General features: G+C 72.8%; 7 protein-coding genes. 4 read left to right on the forward strand and 3 right to left on the reverse strand.

Annotated features, from left to right (window positions below; all coding sequences use genetic code 11):
- Positions 1–15: 15 nt before the first annotated feature.
- Positions 16–744, reverse strand: coding sequence for a metal-dependent hydrolase (locus tag AB0J46_RS09265; protein WP_358284688.1), 729 nt, complete (start codon positions 742–744; stop codon positions 16–18).
- 311 nt (positions 745–1,055) lie between these two features.
- Here AB0J46_RS09265 and AB0J46_RS09270 point away from each other — a divergent pair, with 311 nt between their 5' ends.
- From AB0J46_RS09270 to AB0J46_RS09285, 4 genes are all read left to right on the forward strand, one after another.
- A complete protein-coding gene (locus AB0J46_RS09270) occupies positions 1,056–1,790 on the forward strand; it encodes a PadR family transcriptional regulator (protein ID WP_364328582.1) in 735 nt (244 codons plus the stop codon).
- Positions 1,791–1,845: 55 nt separating this feature from the next.
- Complete coding sequence (locus tag AB0J46_RS09275; RefSeq protein WP_364328585.1) at positions 1,846–2,328, forward strand: DUF1707 domain-containing protein; 483 nt, start codon at positions 1,846–1,848, stop codon at positions 2,326–2,328.
- 93 nt (positions 2,329–2,421) lie between these two features.
- Positions 2,422–3,102, forward strand: a complete 681-nt coding sequence (locus tag AB0J46_RS09280) for a DUF6879 family protein (protein ID WP_364328588.1) — start codon at positions 2,422–2,424, stop codon at positions 3,100–3,102.
- Positions 3,103–3,267: 165 nt separating this feature from the next.
- On the forward strand, positions 3,268–4,149 hold the full coding sequence (locus tag AB0J46_RS09285) for a CAP domain-containing protein (protein WP_364328591.1): 882 nt from the start codon (positions 3,268–3,270) through the stop codon (positions 4,147–4,149).
- A gap of 39 nt (positions 4,150–4,188) precedes the next feature.
- Here AB0J46_RS09285 and AB0J46_RS09290 read toward each other — a convergent pair whose 3' ends face one another.
- Both AB0J46_RS09290 and AB0J46_RS09295 read right to left on the reverse strand, forming a co-directional pair.
- The gene (locus AB0J46_RS09290; protein WP_364328594.1) at positions 4,189–6,432 is read right to left on the reverse strand and encodes a hypothetical protein; all 2,244 of its coding nucleotides are present in this window, start codon (positions 6,430–6,432) and stop codon (positions 4,189–4,191) included.
- A gap of 15 nt (positions 6,433–6,447) precedes the next feature.
- Positions 6,448–16,137, reverse strand: coding sequence for a hypothetical protein (locus AB0J46_RS09295; protein WP_364328597.1), 9,690 nt, complete (start codon positions 16,135–16,137; stop codon positions 6,448–6,450).
- Positions 16,138–16,242 lie beyond the last annotated feature (105 nt).

Below are 16,242 nucleotides of genomic sequence, written 5' to 3' on the forward strand. Positions count from 1 at the left end.
TATCTCGACATCAAGTTAAAGCGGGGCGAGCCGCCAGAAGAGCAGGCCGATGATGGCGACGGAGAGGATCGGCGCGAGGATCTTCTGCTCGAACTTCTTGCCGGTCTTGATGCCGATCTTCCACGGCAGCACGAACTTGGCGCCGAGCGGCCACAGCACCGGGCAGCCCCGTTCCGTCATGCAGTCGCCGACGACGTGGATCAGGCAGCCGACCCCCACGGCCAGCCCGAGCCAGGCGTAGCCGACGTTCAGGGAGAGGAACACGGCATAGAGCCCGGCCGTCATGCCGATGTTGATCATGATGGACCCGGCCTTGTTGCCCGGGATGCCGATGCCGATCGCCCGCAGGGCCAGCCCGATCATCAGCACGACCGTGATGTCACGGGCGATCGGATAGGAGTTGACCAGCCAGTGGACGCCGAACCCGAGCGCCGCCGCGAAGGCCAGCGAGTGCGTCATGCCGCGGTGGCCGCCGCTGATCCAGGACACGAACTTGCTGAGCAACCAGGTGACCGGGCCGAAGGTCTGGGCGATGGTCGCGCTGGGATGGTCGAGGTCGGGCAGCATGGCCGCCCCCGCGCAGACCAGGGCGCCGGCGATCAGCTCGGCCGGGCCGAGCGCGCCGGCCATGATGCCGGTCTCGATGAACCGGGAGCTCTCGTTCAGCAGCGGCAGTGCGGCGAGCGGCGGCGCCAGCGCCAGCCACGCGATCGCCCCGGTCATCGCGTGCGTGTGCCCCATCATGATCGGGACTGTATTGCAAAGAGCCGCTTTACGCGGAGATCCCGGCCGCCAGGTTCTCCTGACGCTGGAACGGTCCGCCCGAAAACACCCGCAAACGCAGACGAGGTCGTCTCCGCGGCGACAGCACCCCCCAGCCCTGCCGACGCGGAACGACCTCGTCTGCTCTGTTCAACGGCGGACATCCCAAGACTGTTCCCCAATTCCGCAACTTTTTCGTGATCTGGCTCACTCTGCGCCCTGCCTTGCCAACGAAACAGTAGCGATATATCGTTGACGCATCGAGAACAGATCGCGATATAGGAGGAAAGAGCATGACTTACGCACACGCAGCGGGCGACCAGTGGTTCGGCCCGCGGGAGAACCTGCGCGCGGCCCGCGAGAAGCTGAGGGCCATCGCCGACGCCTTCGAGCAGATGGGCGGCCATCACCACCATCACCGGGGCGGCGGCGGGCCGGGCGAGCGCCGGCAACGCGGCCGGCGCGGCGGGCCGGGCGGACCGTTCCCGTTCGACTTCGGCCGCGGCGGCCCCTTCGGTCCGGGCGGGCCCTGGGGCGGGCACCACGGCTGGGGCGGCGGCCGGGGCCGTAAGGCCAAGCGGGGCGACGTCCGCGCCGCGATCCTGGCCCTGCTGTCCGAGGAGCCGCGCAACGGCTACCAGATCATCCAGGAGATCGCCGAGCGCAGCGAGGGCGGCTGGAAGCCCAGCCCCGGCGCCGTCTACCCGGCGTTGCAGCAGCTCACCGACGAGGGCCTGGTGATCGCGGAGGAGAACGAGGGCCGCAAGACCTTCCGCCTCACCGACGAGGGCCGCGCCTACATCGACGCGCACGCCGACGAGGTGCGCGCTCCCTGGGACGAGATGCGTCCGGACATCGACGACAACACCGCCGATCTCTGGCACATCGCCCGACAGTCGGCATTCGCCATGATGCAGGTTCTTCAGACCGGAAACGACGCACAAATCCGCGAAGCGCGTAAGACTCTGGTTGAGACCCGGCGCAAGCTCTACCAGATCCTGGCCGACGGCGAACCGGGCGAGGAGTAACCAGGTGACCGGCTCCGCAGCGACAGGCCGGTTCGGGGAGAGCGAGGAACCAGACATGGACCACAACGATCTCCGCATCGGCGACGCCGAGCGCGAGCAGACGATGGCGGCCCTGCGCGAGCACTTCGCCCAGGGCCGCCTGACCCACGAAGAGCTCGACGAACGCCTCGACCGGGCGCTGGCCTCCAAGACGGTCCGCGACCTGTCCCAGGTGACGGCCGACCTGCCCGGCTCGTCCCCCTCCTACGCCCAGCCCCAGCAGATGCCCCAGTTCGACCGGGACGCCTGGCGGCAGGCGATGAGGGCGCACCGCCACCAGATGCAGACCATGCGCCACGCGCAGGCCGGCCGTCCCTGGCACGACCATTCCCGCCGTCACTGGCGCGGCCACCGCGGTCCCGGCCTCCTGCCGCTCCTGATCGTCTTCGGGGTGCTGGGGCTGGTCTTCGGGTTCGGCCTCTTCAAGATCCTGCTGGCGGTCTTCCTGGTGGCCACCGTGTTCAACCTGGTGCACCGCCGCTTTCACTACCGCGGGTGACCTTCGCGTCCCTTCGTGACGTTGGGCCTTGACCAGAATCAACTGACATTTCATGATCTGGCGGGCGGATCTCACCGAACGAAGGGGCGTCGTATGACCGAGCCGGGTTCCGTGGTGGCCGTCACGAATCCGTTCGCCGCGGTGGGCGGCGCCGACGCGCTCGTCCTGGACGCGCCCGGATACCTGGCGGCCTTCGAGCGCGACCACGCGGACTGCGTCGTCCCCCTGTGGAAGCTGGAGCGCGCCCAGAGCTTCTACGAGCCGGACGTGGCGAGCTGGCGGGCCATGATGGACGGCGACTGGGCCGGCTCCCTCTCCCTGGCCGAGCAGATGACGCCGCTGGTGGCCGGCTACTTCCGCCACCGGATGCCGGTGAGCCGGGTGCGCGTGGTGGAGTTCCCCGTCAGCGCGTACCTGCAGTGGGAGATGCACCTGCTGGACATGCGGGCCCGGGCGGGCTCCCCCTGCCGGGTGGTGCCCGCGGCGCGCGTGGCCGCCCTCGAACCGGTGCCCGAGCTGGTGATCTTCTCCCCCGCCCTGATGTACGAGGTCCTCTACGACGAGTACGGCGGCGGCCGGGGCGGCCGGCGCATCACCGATCCCGGCGTGATCGGCCCCTGCCTGCGGGCGGTCCAGGAGCTGTTCGCCGAGGGCGAGGACGTGCGCGACTTCCACCGGCGGGAGATCGTGCCGCTGCCGCCGCCGTCGGTCACCGACGAGATGCGGGCCGCGGTGCCCCCGTACGCCCACCGGACGGAGGAGTTCCGGGTCTGAGCGCGGCCGGGGTTCCGGCCCGCGGCTGGAACGGGCCACGACGCATCTCCTGACACTTTGGTTTACCCGGACATCAGGGAAATTTCGCAAATTTCGTGACACAGGGGTTGCGGTCCTACCAGAATGCGGTGCGATCCAGCGTCCATCGCAACTGGAGGAAGCCCCATGCGCAGACCCCTAGGGGTACTCGCCGGCCTGGTGAGCCTGGCTGCACTCGGTACGCCGACGACCCCGGCGAACGCCGCGACGGCAGCCGCGGCCGGCGGCGAGGCCGCCGGCCGCTGCCGGGTCACCGTGGCCACGCCTCGCGTCAACGACACCGCTCAGATCGTCTCCTCCGCCGCCCGTGCGGGCTGCCGTACGGACGCGCTCCTGCGCGTCCGGCTCAAGCGCGCCGTCCCGGGCACGGACCCCGTCGTCAAGAGCGGCTCCACCCGGTCCGGCAGCGTCGCGCTCACCCTCCCCTGCGCGCCCGGCGTCTACTACGCGGTCGCCACCGACCACCGGGGCCGCGGCGCGACGTCCAGGGCGGTCCGGCTGACCTGCGCCCCGGCCCCGACGCCCACGGCGTCCCCCAAGCCCACCCCGACGGCCACCCCGACCGCCACCGCCACCCCGGCCCCCAAGCCGACCGCGACCGGCCCCGCCGGCACGGTGGGCACCGCCGAGGAGAACGAGGTCCTGCGCCTGGTCAACGCCGAGCGCGCCAAGGGCGGCTGCCAGCCGCTCAAGCACGACGCCCAGCTGCGCGCCGCGGCGTACGGCCACTCCGCCGACATGGCCGCCAAGGGCTACTTCGACCACACCTCGAAGGACGGCCGCAGCTTCATGGACCGCATCAGGGCGGCCGGCTTCACCGGCGGAACCGCCTTCGCCGAGAACATCGCCAAGGGCCAGGCCACCCCGGCCGCCGTGATGAACTCCTGGATGAACAGCTCGGGCCACCGGGCCAACATCATGAACTGCCGGTACACGGTGATCGGCGTGGGCGCGGCCAGGAACGGCCAGGGCCCCATCCACTGGACGCAGGACTTCGCGGCCAGGTAGCCCTCTCAATGGGGGGCCCCGCGTGGGGCCCCCACAGGGTCAGACGCGGGTCAGCAGGACGTTTCCGTCGCCGGCCTTCCTGACCACGATGACCGCGTACAGCCCGGTCACCTTCGGGTCGCTGATGGTCAGGCGTTCCATCTTGTTCGGGCCGCCGCTCGCGGACTTGCGGGCGGCGGAACGCGGCAGGCCCCACGCGGCGGAGTCGGGCGCCATCACGAAGAGGTCGAGGTCCTGCCCGTTGCGCGGCACGACGGTGAGCGTGGCGGGCACGCCCTTCTCGATCCACGTCGTCCGCACCTCGGCCAGCCGGCCGGCGGCCATGGGGAACTCCTGCGGCGTCCCGGCCTCCAGGTTGCCCGCGGCCGCCTCGGTCACCTCCATCGCGTACTCCTCGTAGTCGGCGTCGGAGCTGACCGAGTTGACGAACCAGTTGCGGGTGGCGGAGCTGGGCTGCACGGCGACGAAGTCCGCGCTGGTGGCGGTCCAGTCGGCGCTCCTGACGGCGTCGCCGCCGGCGTTGGGCGTGGTGGAGAGGTCGACGTCCGCGCCGTCCGGTCCGGTGACGGCGGCGATCACGTGCCACTTGTCCGGGGTGGTCACGAAGGCCGTCCGGAGCGGGACGTTGGCGGGCCGGCGCAGCGGGGTCCGGTCGGTCAGGTTCTCCACGAAGTCGGCGCTGATGGCGTTCTGGAACATCGCCCCTTCGGTCAGGTCGTGATGCTGGGCGCCGAACGCGGTCAGGAAGTGGCCGAGGTCCTGGGCGGCCAGCTTCCTGAAATGGGCCACGACGCCCTCGGGGCCGATGCCGCCGATGTCCCAGTACTTCTCGTCCCGCGTCCCGGAGTCGGCGAGGTCGAGGAGCACGCCGGCGACGCGGCCCTCGGTCTTGGCCGCCTCCTCGCCGGTCGGCCAGCCCTCGCTGTACCAGCGCGGGCTCTCCAGGTCGATCGCGGACGTGGGCCACCGGAAGTGCGTCTCGTCGTAGGTCTGGACGGCGATCCAGTCGGCCCAGCCTTCCTTCCACGCGCAGACCGGGCTGATCGTCGCCCTGGTCATATAGTGCGCTCCGCACCCGCCGGCGACCGACGGCATGGCGCCGTAGGTGTAGTCCATGATGAAGTGCCCCAGCTCGTGGGGGACGGTCATCTTCTGCAGGTGCTCCGAGGCGTCCAGGTTGATCTGGAACCGGCCCAGGCATTCCTTGCCGTTGCCGCCCGAGCAGTAGTACGACGTGTTCAGGACCTTGTCCGGCCGCCAGATCAGCGTCACGGACTGGCAGTTCGCCTCGCCCGGCTTCCAGCAGTCGTCGGCCGGCTCGTTCAGCCAGCCGGTGTAGGCCTTCCAGGTGTCGTACGCGGCCGAGTGCAGCCGGAACGCGCCCTCCATCGGGTCGCCGCCCGCGCTCTGGTAGTCGATGACCGTGGTCGAGGTGCCGGGGGGAACGTCCGGCGTCATCGTGCTCACGCCGGTGTAGATGTCGTCGACCTTCTCGGAGGAGCCGACCGACCAGTAGGGGGTGACGGGGCTGACCTCGATGGTGACGTCCTGGCCGGTGCCGTCCTCCTCGGTGCCGGGGAAGCACACCTTGTAGCCGCCGGTGGCGTCGGTCTCGGCCCAGCCGAGCTTGAGCCGGCCGGCGGCGTCGGTGTCGAACGCGTCCACCTCGGCCATCGGCACGCCGGCGACGGATCCGTCCGTTCTGACGTACGTGACGCGTCCCTGCACGCACGTGTCAACGGCCAGCGTCGCCGCCGCCGGCCGCTCCAGCCGGTGCCCGCGGCTCTGGAGGGGCATGCCGAACTGCGAGGAGCGCTCGCCGACGGAGACGTAGACGAGCCCGTCGGACGCCGGGCCGGGCCGTCCGTCGCGGGCCTCGACCCGGACGGAGGCGGGACCGGGCCTGACCGCCGTGACGACGCCCTCGTACCGGACCGTCCGGCCCGCACGGGCCCGCCAGGTCCGGGTGGCCCGGTCCACCGGGCTGCGGCCGATCGTCGCGGCGGCGCGGTCGAGCCCGGCGGGCGGGGTCGCCCACTTCAGGGTGTCCGGCAGCTCGATGATCGTGGTGGCGTCGGGCAGGTCCTGTTTCGGGGTCACCTCGACCGTGAGCTTCGCGCTCTGCCCCACGGCGGGGGCGCGGTCGAGCGAGACGTCGACGATGAAACAGTCCCCCGGGACGCAGGAGGGCTGTCCCGGTGCGGCGGCGTGGGCCGGGGCCGTGGTGAGTCCCACGGCCGCCAGCACCCCCGCCAGGGTGGTCGCCATCAGTCGGCGTGACATCGGCATGTCTCCTGATCAGCCCGCGCAGGCCACGGGCGAGTCGAAGTGGCCAGGTGAGGTGGGATAGGGCGGACCGCTGTCGCCCGAGACCGGGACGGCCACCTCCCGCGAACCCGACGGGTCGCCCGCGCTGCGGCCCGCGCCCGCGCCCCAGGCCACCTTGGCCAGGAAGTCGAGCATCGCCGGGGAGTGCTGGCGGACGATGTTGTGCCCGCCGTTGGCCGGGCCGCAGTGGGTGTAGAGGTTGAAGCCGCCGTTCCAGTCGATCATCTTGTCGCCCGGGTTGGGCCCGTTGGCCGTGCGGTCGCCCTGGAGGACGTCGCGGTCCGCGCCGCCGTACTGCCAGTCCACGCCCTGGTGGTGCTGGTCGTCGCTGGTGGCGGCGTTGTCCTTGTCGGTCATGCGGAACCACGCGCAGGGGTCCACCACCGTGGTCAGCTCGCCTTCCGGCATCTTGCCGGGGGCGCACGAGCCGGGGTAGGAGCCGCGCGGGTTGTAGTCGAGCAGGTCCGCGCCGGCCCCGCCGAAGACGTGGTCGACGAAGCGGTCGCCGGTGCCGCGGGCGGCGGGGTCGAACACGCCGCCGGACAGGCAGTCGGCGGTGGCCGCGTCCAGGGCCGGGTCACAGCCCTTTCCGCCCCACAGCAGGTCGTCGCCGTCGCCGCCGAACACCTCGTCGCCGCCGCTGTCGCCGTTGACCAGGTCGTCGCCGGCGCCGCCGTGCATGCTGTCGCGTCCGGGGCCGCCGCGCATGCGGTCCGCGCCGCCCTTGGCGAAACCGTCGTGCGGCATGGACGCGGCCGTCCAGGTGTCGCCGTCGGTGTCGTGCAGCAGGTCGGTGCGGCGGTCGTAGGTGCCGGGCTGGAAGCCCTTGTAGGTCTCCTTCGGCGGGGCGTTGAGGCTGACGGTGAAGCCGAGCCGCTGGGCGTCGGAGGCGTCGATGCGCTCGTTCAGCACGCCGCCGCGGTCGCCGACCATGGCGTCCTCGCCCGCGCCGCCGGACAGGTCGTCGTCGCCCAGTTCGCCGAACAGGTCGTCGTCGCCCTGGCCGCCGTGGAGGGTGTCGTCGCCGTCCTGGCCCCACAGCGCGTCGTCGCCGTCGTCGCCGTACAGGTGGTCTTCGCCGTAGGAGCCGGCCGGCTCGCAGGTGGCCTGGGCCTGGGTGCAGAACCTGGTCGAGTCGCCCGGCAGGGCCGGGTCGTGGCTGCGTACGCGGGTCGCGTCCGCGGGCGCCTGGCCCGCCGGGTAGCGCTCGGTGTAGACCTTCTCGGCGTTGCCCGTCACGGTGCGGACGAGCGAGCCGTTGTCACCGAGCAGGACGTCGGCGCCGCCGTTGCCCTCGATCGCGTCGGCCGCGTCGGCGGCGGCCTGCTTGGCCGAGCCGCCGATCAGGTCGTCCTGACCGGGGGTGTCGTCGCCCTCCAGGTCGGCCTGGCCACTGGCGTCGCCTCTCCAGCCGGGGTCGGCCGGCGGGCGCGTGGTGGTGCGGGTGGAGTCGGCCGTCAGCGGCAGGTCGCCGCGGATCTGGTCCGCGCCGTCCCCGCCCTCGGCATAGTCGTCCTGGCCGCCGCCGGACATCTGGTCGTCGCCGCCCTGCCCCCACAGGACGTCCACGCCACCCCCACCGGACACCCGATCCGCCCCGGCCCCGCCGCCAGAGCCGTCATCCGCCTCCTTGCCCGAGCCGTCGCCCGAGCCGTCGCCTGAGCCCTGGCTCGAACTCTTGCGGGAGCCTTCGCCTGGGCCGTCGGCCAGGAGGGTGACCGCGCGTGGGGTCATGGGGGTGCCCGCCGAGCCGATGCGGACGGTGGCCCTGGCCGGGGTGCCCGCCAGCGTCACCACGGCGTTGTCGCCGGCCACGACGTCGTCGCCGGGGCCGCCGTAGAGCGCGTCGGCGGCGTCGTCGGCCGCGGTGTGGGTGCCGCCGACCAGGTCGTCGTCGCCCTGGTCGCCCTCGACCCAGTCCACGCCCGCGCCGCCCTCGGCGTAGTCGTCGCCCTCCTGGCCGCGCAGCCGGTCGGGGCCGCCCTGGCCGAAGATCGCGTCGTTGCCCGCGCCGCCGTCGGCCACGTCCGGGCCGGAACCGCCCGCGAGCAGCTTCACCTGGTGCACGGTCGCCTGGCCCGGCCGCATGGCGACCGAGCTCGCCGGGTCGGCCACCTCCGCACCGGACACCGGCTCACCGGACGGCGTCGCCGCCGCGGACGGCGTCCCCGAAGGGCTCCCCGCCCCGGACGGACTCGCAGTCGTAGACGGACTCCCAGTCCCAGAGGGGCCTCCGGTCGGTGACGGGCCTCCCGTGGGCGACGGGCTTCCCGACGGTGTGCCTGACGGGGTGGCCGACGGACTGCCCGACGGGGTGGCCGACGGACCGTCAGACGGAACGCCAGGTGGGGTGGCGGTGGTGGTCAGGGTGGCGTTGTCGGCGGCGATCACGTCTGGGCCGTCGCCGCCCAGCAGCGTGTCACCACCGTCCGGGTACGCGCCCGAAGCGCCGCCCACCAGTTCGTCCTCCCCCGCCTCGCCGTACACCTCGTCGCCGCCGACGCCGCCCTCCAGGTGGTCGTCGCCCGCGTCGCCGTGCACCTCGTCGGCGCCGATCCCGCCGTGAGCCCGGTCGGCGCCCTCGCCGCCGTGGATCACGTCCGGGCCGCCGGCCTCCTGCGGGGTGCCGTCGAGGTCGAACGGGCCGCCGGCGTCGCCGTTGTCGCCGATCAGCTGGTCCGCCCCGGCGTCGCCGTACAGGAAGTCGCCCTTGTCGTCCTTGCCCGCCGTACGGGTGCCGCCGATGACCAGGTCGTCACCGTCGCCGCCGAACGCGCGGTCCTGCCCGGACTCGCCCACCACGGTGTCGTCGTGCGCGCCGCCGTACAGGGTGTCGTCGCCGGAGCCGCCGGTCACCTCGTCGGCGCCGTCGTCGCCGAGCGCCGTGTCGTCGCCGGAGCCGCCGGAGACCCGGTCGTCGCCCGAGCCGCCGGACAGGCGGTCGTCGCCGCGTTCGCCGCAGACCACGTCCTGGCCGCCGCCGGCCTCGACCCGGTCGGCGCCGCCGCCGGCCGACACGGTCTCCTTGCCCGCGCCGCCGATGATCAGGTCCCGGCCGTCGGCGTCGCCGTCGTGCTCCTCGCACGGCTCGTCCCGCCGGCGGTCGCCGAAGACGGTCGCGCCTCCGTCGCCGCCGATGACGTGGTCGTTCCCGTCGCCGCCGGACAGCTCCTTGGCCGAGGGCTGGACGCCCGCCGGCAGCGGCAGGTGACGCACCTGCCTGGCCGGGCCGAAGTCGTCGCGGCCCTGGGCCTCGCCGACGTCGGACGGCTCGGCGATCACCCAGTCGTCGCCGGGGCCGCCGGAGATGTCGTCCTTGCCGTGGCCACCCGCGAGGACGTCGTCCCCGCCACCACCGATGATCTTGACGGCCTCGCCGGGGGCCGAGTGGCCGGCGACCAGGTCGACGGCCTGACCGCCGTACACCTTGTCGGCGCCCGCGCCGGTGTCGACGTAGTTCGGCCCGGAGTCGGCGGGTCCCGCCTCGTCACGGCCGATCTCCTCGCGCGGCCCGGTGTAGATCTCGTCGGCCGCCGAGCCGCCGGTCAGGGTGTCGGCGCCGGGGCCGCCGACCAGCAGGCTCGGCTGCGCGCGGAACCGCGGCGAAGGGTCGGTGGCGGCCAGCGGGCTGTCGGAGGCGACGGCGATGGTGTCGTTCCCGCCGTTGCCGTACAGCCGGTTCTCGCCGAGACCGGCCGCGATGCGGTCGCCGCCGTCGGCCGGGCCGTCGTCCGGCGCGCCGGGCAGGTCGTCGCCGGTCCAGTCGGCCACGTTGACGTCGCCGACCTTGCGGGTGGCGGGGGTCAGGCGGCCGTCACCGGCCACCCAGCCGCCCGCGCCGCCCATGGTGACGTAGTCGTCGCCGGGGCCGCCGGCCACGATCGCGGCGGGCCCGCCGTACTGGTCGCCGCTGGTGATCTGGTCGTCGCCCTTGCCGCCGTCGATCACGTTGCGGCCGGCGCCGGCCAGGATCAGGTCGTCGCCGTCGCCGCCGAACGCCACCACCGTCCGGTCGAACGGGTGAGCGCCGGCGGTGTCGTCGCCGTACCCCTGGAAGACCAGCCGCAGCGCGCCCTTCGCGCCCCGGCCGTCGGCCAGCACCCGGGTCAGGCCGGACGCGCGGTGCTCCTCGCGCACGCCCAGCGCGCTGACCACGAAGCCCTCGTCGCCGGGGAGCTGGCTGACGGTCCACTGCTCGGCGTCGTCGCCCGGCTTGGCGGTGCTGCCGCCCCTGGCCTTGCGCATCGCGCCGACGTGCAGCACCAGGGCGTCGCCCGCCTCGGTCGCGAGCTTCGGCGGGTCCTCGTCGCACCTGGGCCGGACGGAGAAGTCGAGCAGCTTGGCCTCGACGATGGTCCAGTCGAACCGCTTCTTGAAGATCGAGATGCCCACCTCGACCCAGGCCTTCAGGTAGACCTTCAGCTCGCCGTCCAGCGAGAACAGGCACAGCGGGTTGCGCAGCAGGACGTCGGCGAACTCGAAGAACCGGAACTTGCCGTCGTTGGTGGGATCGAGCCAGTTCATGGCGACGGTGAGGAAGATGCCGCCGCTCACGCCCGCCTTGACCAGCACCACGTCGACCGCCGCGCCCGCCTCCAGCCGGCCGGTCAGGGAGATCGCCGGCAGCGGCCGGCCCTGGTCGTCGGTGGTCTTCAGGTAGAGGCTGTCGAGGACCTGGAGGTCGACCTTGCCCTGCTCGATCGCCTTGCGGATGCCGTACGTGTCGAAGCCCGCCCTGATCTGGGCCTCGACCCCGGCGGTGCCGGAGATGACCACCATGATCGGCGGCGGCGACCAGACCGGGCCGAAGGACTGGCTGTAGGAGAAGCCGAGGCGCAGCGGCCCGGAGTCGAACGCGACCAGCTCCACGTCCTTGCCCATCAGCAGGCTGAAGATCGACCGCCCGGCGTTCTGCAGCACGGGGAAGCTGAAGCCCGCCTTCGCGGAGTGCTCCATCGGCCCCTGCGCGTCGGCGGCGGCGGTCTTGGCCTTCCCGCACGACCTGGCGCCCTGGTCGAGCGCGGCGAACAGGTCGTCCGTGGCGGGCGCCACGTCCTTGATCAGCGAGTCGGCGACGTCGGGCGAGTTCTCGGTGTCCAGCGCGCGGTCACCGGCCACGGTGAAGCTGCCGATCGGGATGTGCAGCTCTCCCTGGCAGTCGGGCAGCGACGTGACCAGCCTGCCGACCTCGATCATCCGCTCGACGAACTTCGTCGTGCCGCCGCCGGCGACCGTGTTGTACTTCTTGGCGATCGTCATCAGGTTCACCTCGCCGCCGCCCGCGGCCCTGCTCAGGTCCGACAGCACGGGGATGGGCGCGTAAAGCTGGTCGATCACCGGTTTGACCGGGTCCGTGACCTTCTTGACCTGGGTCACCACCGGCCCGAGGACGCTCCGGAAGAAGTCGCCGGCCTCCAGGTTCACGTTGTTGAAGGCGATGTTCAGGTTCGCCGGATCGGGCGAGCCGCCCTTGGTGAGGTCCCAGTCCAGGTCGAAGTCGCCGTACAGGCCGGGGAACATGGCCGAGCCGGCCGTCACCTTGAAGCGCCAGTCCACCGCGACCTTGGCGTTCAGTGACGTCTCCACCAGGCCGCCGGCGTCGGCGAGCTGGTCCAGGCCGATCCGGCCGACCGGCTTGAAGCCGATGGTGAAGGCGCCCGCGAACAGGTCGGGGGCGTTCTGCTCGCGGTTCTTGAGCGTGACGTCGAGGATCGCCAGCCGGGCGTTGATCTCCTCGGGCAGCGAGACGTTCACGCCGACGGTCGCCCGCGGCCGGTTGGCCTCGCCGGCGTCGACGTAGAAGCCGCTGGTCCGGTCCAGGCCCACCATGACCTCGGCGTGCCAGCCCAGCTCGGCCCGTACGCCCTTGCCCTTGCCCTGCTTCAGCGCGAGGCCGGGGACGCCGACGTCGAGCGGCCGCTCCACGCCCAGGCAGTCCTTGACGCAGCCCTGTTCGGGATCGACGTCGCCCTTGCCGACGCTGACCTTGAACGCGATGCCGGTCAGCTCGGTGCCCTTGGCCGCGTCGCAGGCCTCGGGCTTGGCGGGATCGGGGACGGGCGCCTGCACACAGGTGATCACCGGCTGCACGCCCGGCCCGACCTTGGGCGCGAGCTCGTCGTTGTACCACTTGCGCAGGTCGCCGCCGGTGGGCACCTTGCCGCCGTTCGGCAGCTTGGCGAGGGCGGCCTTGATCTCCTGGCGCTTGGCGCCGACGAAGTCGGCCCCCTGCTGGAGGTCGGCGCCGACCATGGGCAACCTGCCCTTGCCGGAGGCCATGCGCATGCCGGTCTCCAGGGCGGTGAGGTAGCGGTCGATGCCGTCGCCCAGGTTGGTCCAGTCCAGCTCCAGGCCCGGAGGCAGGGTGGAGAAGTCGAAGGAGGGCAGCTCCAGCCGGTTCACGTCGCCGGGCAGCTTCTTGGTGAGGTCGAACATCTCGGCCAGCGGGGCGGACCTGGGCAGCCGCAGCACGAGCGCGTGCTTGCCGTCCGCGGTGAGCGGCGCGCCGTTGAGGTAGGCGGGCAGGACGGCGCAGAGCGCGAGGTCGGTGTCGTCGCGGTGCGGGTCGCGGTCGCAGGCGACCGGCTCGCTCGTCTCGTTCAGCGCCAGGTCGAGCCCGGAGAAGAACGCGGCGGGGGTCACCGCGTCCTGCGACTCGCCGCCGTAGCGCAGGCTCACGCCGTAACCGAGCCTGGCCTGCAGCGGCTCGTCGCCCTCCTTGCCGATCGCCAGCGGCAGCGGGCCGACGTCGGCCTGGACCGTGCCGTCGAGCTGCGCCTTCGCCTGGAGGTCGAGGCCGCTGTCGGTCTCGACGAGCAGGTCGCGGGCCGGGTCGAAGCCGCGCTTGAGCGCCACGCGCAGGCCGAGGCGCACCTCGCCCTCGACGGCGGCGTCCAGCGTGGCCGAGCCCTTGGCGGCGACCAGGCTGCTGTCGCCGAAGGCGAAGCGCAGCGGCTCCTGCACGGCCGCCTTCTTGTCGTAGGCCAGCGACAACCGCAGGGCGCCGTCCTCGTAGCCGATGCGCACCTGGCCGCCCAGCGCCCTGTTCAGCTCGGCCACCAGCGCCTGGACGGTGTCCGGCGGCGCGGCGGTCAGGCGGTCGATCGCGTCCCGCAGCGGCGAGCGCAGCGCGTAGGCGGCGCCCGCCTCGGGCACGGCCTGGCCGAACCTCTCGGCGAAGGACAACGTGTGCTCGCCGCACGCGGTCGCGACGGTCAGCACCCGGGTGCCGACGGCGACGCGGCGGCCGACGTGCGCCTGGGTGAACGTGCGCGAGGGGTCGGTGACGTAGGCGTTCTCGCTGCCGCAGGCGCCGTCGCCGTAGACGACGCCGGGGCCCGAGCCCATCTCCTCCGCGGCCACCAGGTCGGACAGCGAGCGGCCGAGCAGCGGCAGCTTCGCCGTCATCGCCTCGTTGACCGGCCCGGTGCCCTTGACGCCGTCGAGGTAGGTGGCCACCGCGCCCAGGGACTTGATCAGCGCGCCGAACAGCGCCTGCGGGTTGTCGGGGTCGAAGGCGAAGTCCTTGACCCTGCCGATCTGGTCGAAGCCGCGGAAGCTGACGGTGGCGGGCTTGCCGAGGTCCGGCATCTCCACCTCGCCGGAGACCCTGCCGCCGAAGAAGTCGGCCAGGCCCGGCACGCCCAGCGTGAGCCGCGCCTTGGCCACCGCGTCCACCTGGGAGGTCAGGACGTCGCCCGGCTTGCTCGCCAGCCGCTCGAACAGCCTGGTCAGCGGCACGTCGCCGAGGTCCTTGAGGCCGACCTTGACCAGGTCGCCGCCGTTCCTGCTGCCCATGGTGAGGTCGCCGGTGAGCTGGACGCCCAGGTAGCCGGCGACGGCGTTGACGTTGACCGAGGAGAGCACCGACACGCGGGCGCCGAACAGGTCGCGGCCGGTCCGCAACATGATCCGGTCCGCGGCCCTGGGCAGCTCGTTCACCACGGTGGCGCTGCCGTCGGCGTTGACGTGCTTGTACGGGCACGCCTTCTGCTGCCCGTCCGGCCGCTGCGCGCACCCCTGGCCCGTCACCGGGTCGCTCAGGTCGAGCACGACCGTGGCCGAGGCGTGGTAGCCGCGCATGACGCCCGCCACGGCGGCGGTCGCGTTGGCGCGGTCGAGCCCGGCGGCGGCCTTGAACGTGTCGCCGAAGGCGATCTGCCCGATCATGGGGTCGTTCGCGGAGATCCGGTACGGCGCGCCCGCGGCGGGCACGCCCCCGCGCCATCCCTCCTCGGCGAGGGTGACGGTGTCGGCGGTGTTGTCGGCCACGATGCCGCTCGACGCTCCGGCGGTGACCGTGCGCCCGGCGAACTGCCCCGGCGTCCACTTCTGCCCGGCGTGCCGCAGCGTCTTGGCCGTGTACGTGACGCCCGCGCCCGTCCCGCTGACGGTCTGGCCCGCGGGGTTGAGCGGCTCGGGGGCCGGATTGACGGTCCGGTCCACGACGAGGGTGAAGGCGATCTTCTTGGCGGCGTCGTCGTAGCCGGCGTCGGCGACCTTGATGATCGCGCCTCCGGGCAGGCCGCGGGCCTTGCCCAGCGCGGCGAACAGGTCCTGGATCGAGGTGAAGGTGGGCCGGCCGGTGTTGCGGTCCACGCTGGCGGCGGCGAAGGCGTGGATCGCCTCCGACACCTGCACGGCGTCGGCCAGCGAGCCGCGCATGAACGGCAGGTCGAGGTCGCCCTGCCCGTCCCAGCGGGCGCGCTGGGCGGCGGTGACGGCGTTGGCCAGGTGGGTCAGGCCGTCGAGCAGGTCCTTGGGCGTGAGCGTCTGGAAGCGGCCGAGCCGGTCCAGGTCGGCCTGGGTCACGCTGACGGCGGGCCCGCCGGTGGCGATGTCGGGCCAGCTCGCGTCGATGGTCGCGGCGGCCCCTTCGACCTGGGCGCCGGCGAACGGCTGCGCGGTGACCTGCAGCCGGGCGGCGGCCGAGCCCTTGCGGGCGAAGGTGAACAGGCTCTCCGAGCCGAGTTCCGAGGTGTCCAGCCTGCCGTTGCCGTCCGGGTCGGCGGCGGTGGCGGCGAACTCGGCGTCGACGGAGAGCGTCGAGGCCGCCGAGAGGTCGACGCCGAGGATGCCGAAGGCGGCGGTGGGCCTGGCCCCGGCGGCGAGCCTGCCTTCGGCCCGCACGGTCAGGCCGGCGTCCTTGGCCAGCCAGGCGGACTTGGTGGCCGGGTCGTAGGCGAAGGGCAGCTTGGCGGTGAGCTTCAGCGTGACGTCCACGCCGCCCGAGGTGGTCAGCGAGACCTTGGGCCGGGCGCTGCTGACGGAGATCGGGCGGCCGGCCGCCGCCCTGGTGACCTCCAGGGTCAGGTCGAGCCGCCTGATCCCGTTCTGCGTGCTCGCCTTGGCCAGGAGCTTTCCGGCGCGGGGGCCGGACAGCTCGTACTCGTCCTGGAGGTCGTCCAGGGTGGTGAGGCCCTTGAGCTTGTCGTGGACGGCCACCTGGAACAGGTCGGCCAGGCCCAGGGCGTCCTCGCCGCCGGGCACCAGGCCGACGAACGGCAGCTGCTCGCCCATCGGGCCGAGCGTGGCCAGGCCGCCGCCGGCGGCCGTGAACCGTTCGATCGCGGACAGCAGCGCCGCGGTCTCGGCGTCCGGTGCCGCGGACGCGACGGCCGGTGGCGGCACGGCCGCGACCAGACCCACTAACAACGCCAATGCGCAGACCACGCGCGACAATCGCCGGCTTGCCACCAGACCCCCCAGTGCGAAGACACAACGAACCGGGTACGTATCTAGCGATCAAGGCTTGTGCGTGACTTG

Origin of the sequence: Nonomuraea sp. NPDC049758 (assembly GCF_040674635.1) — a bacterium.
Classification (GTDB): Bacteria; Actinomycetota; Actinomycetes; order Streptosporangiales; family Streptosporangiaceae; genus Nonomuraea.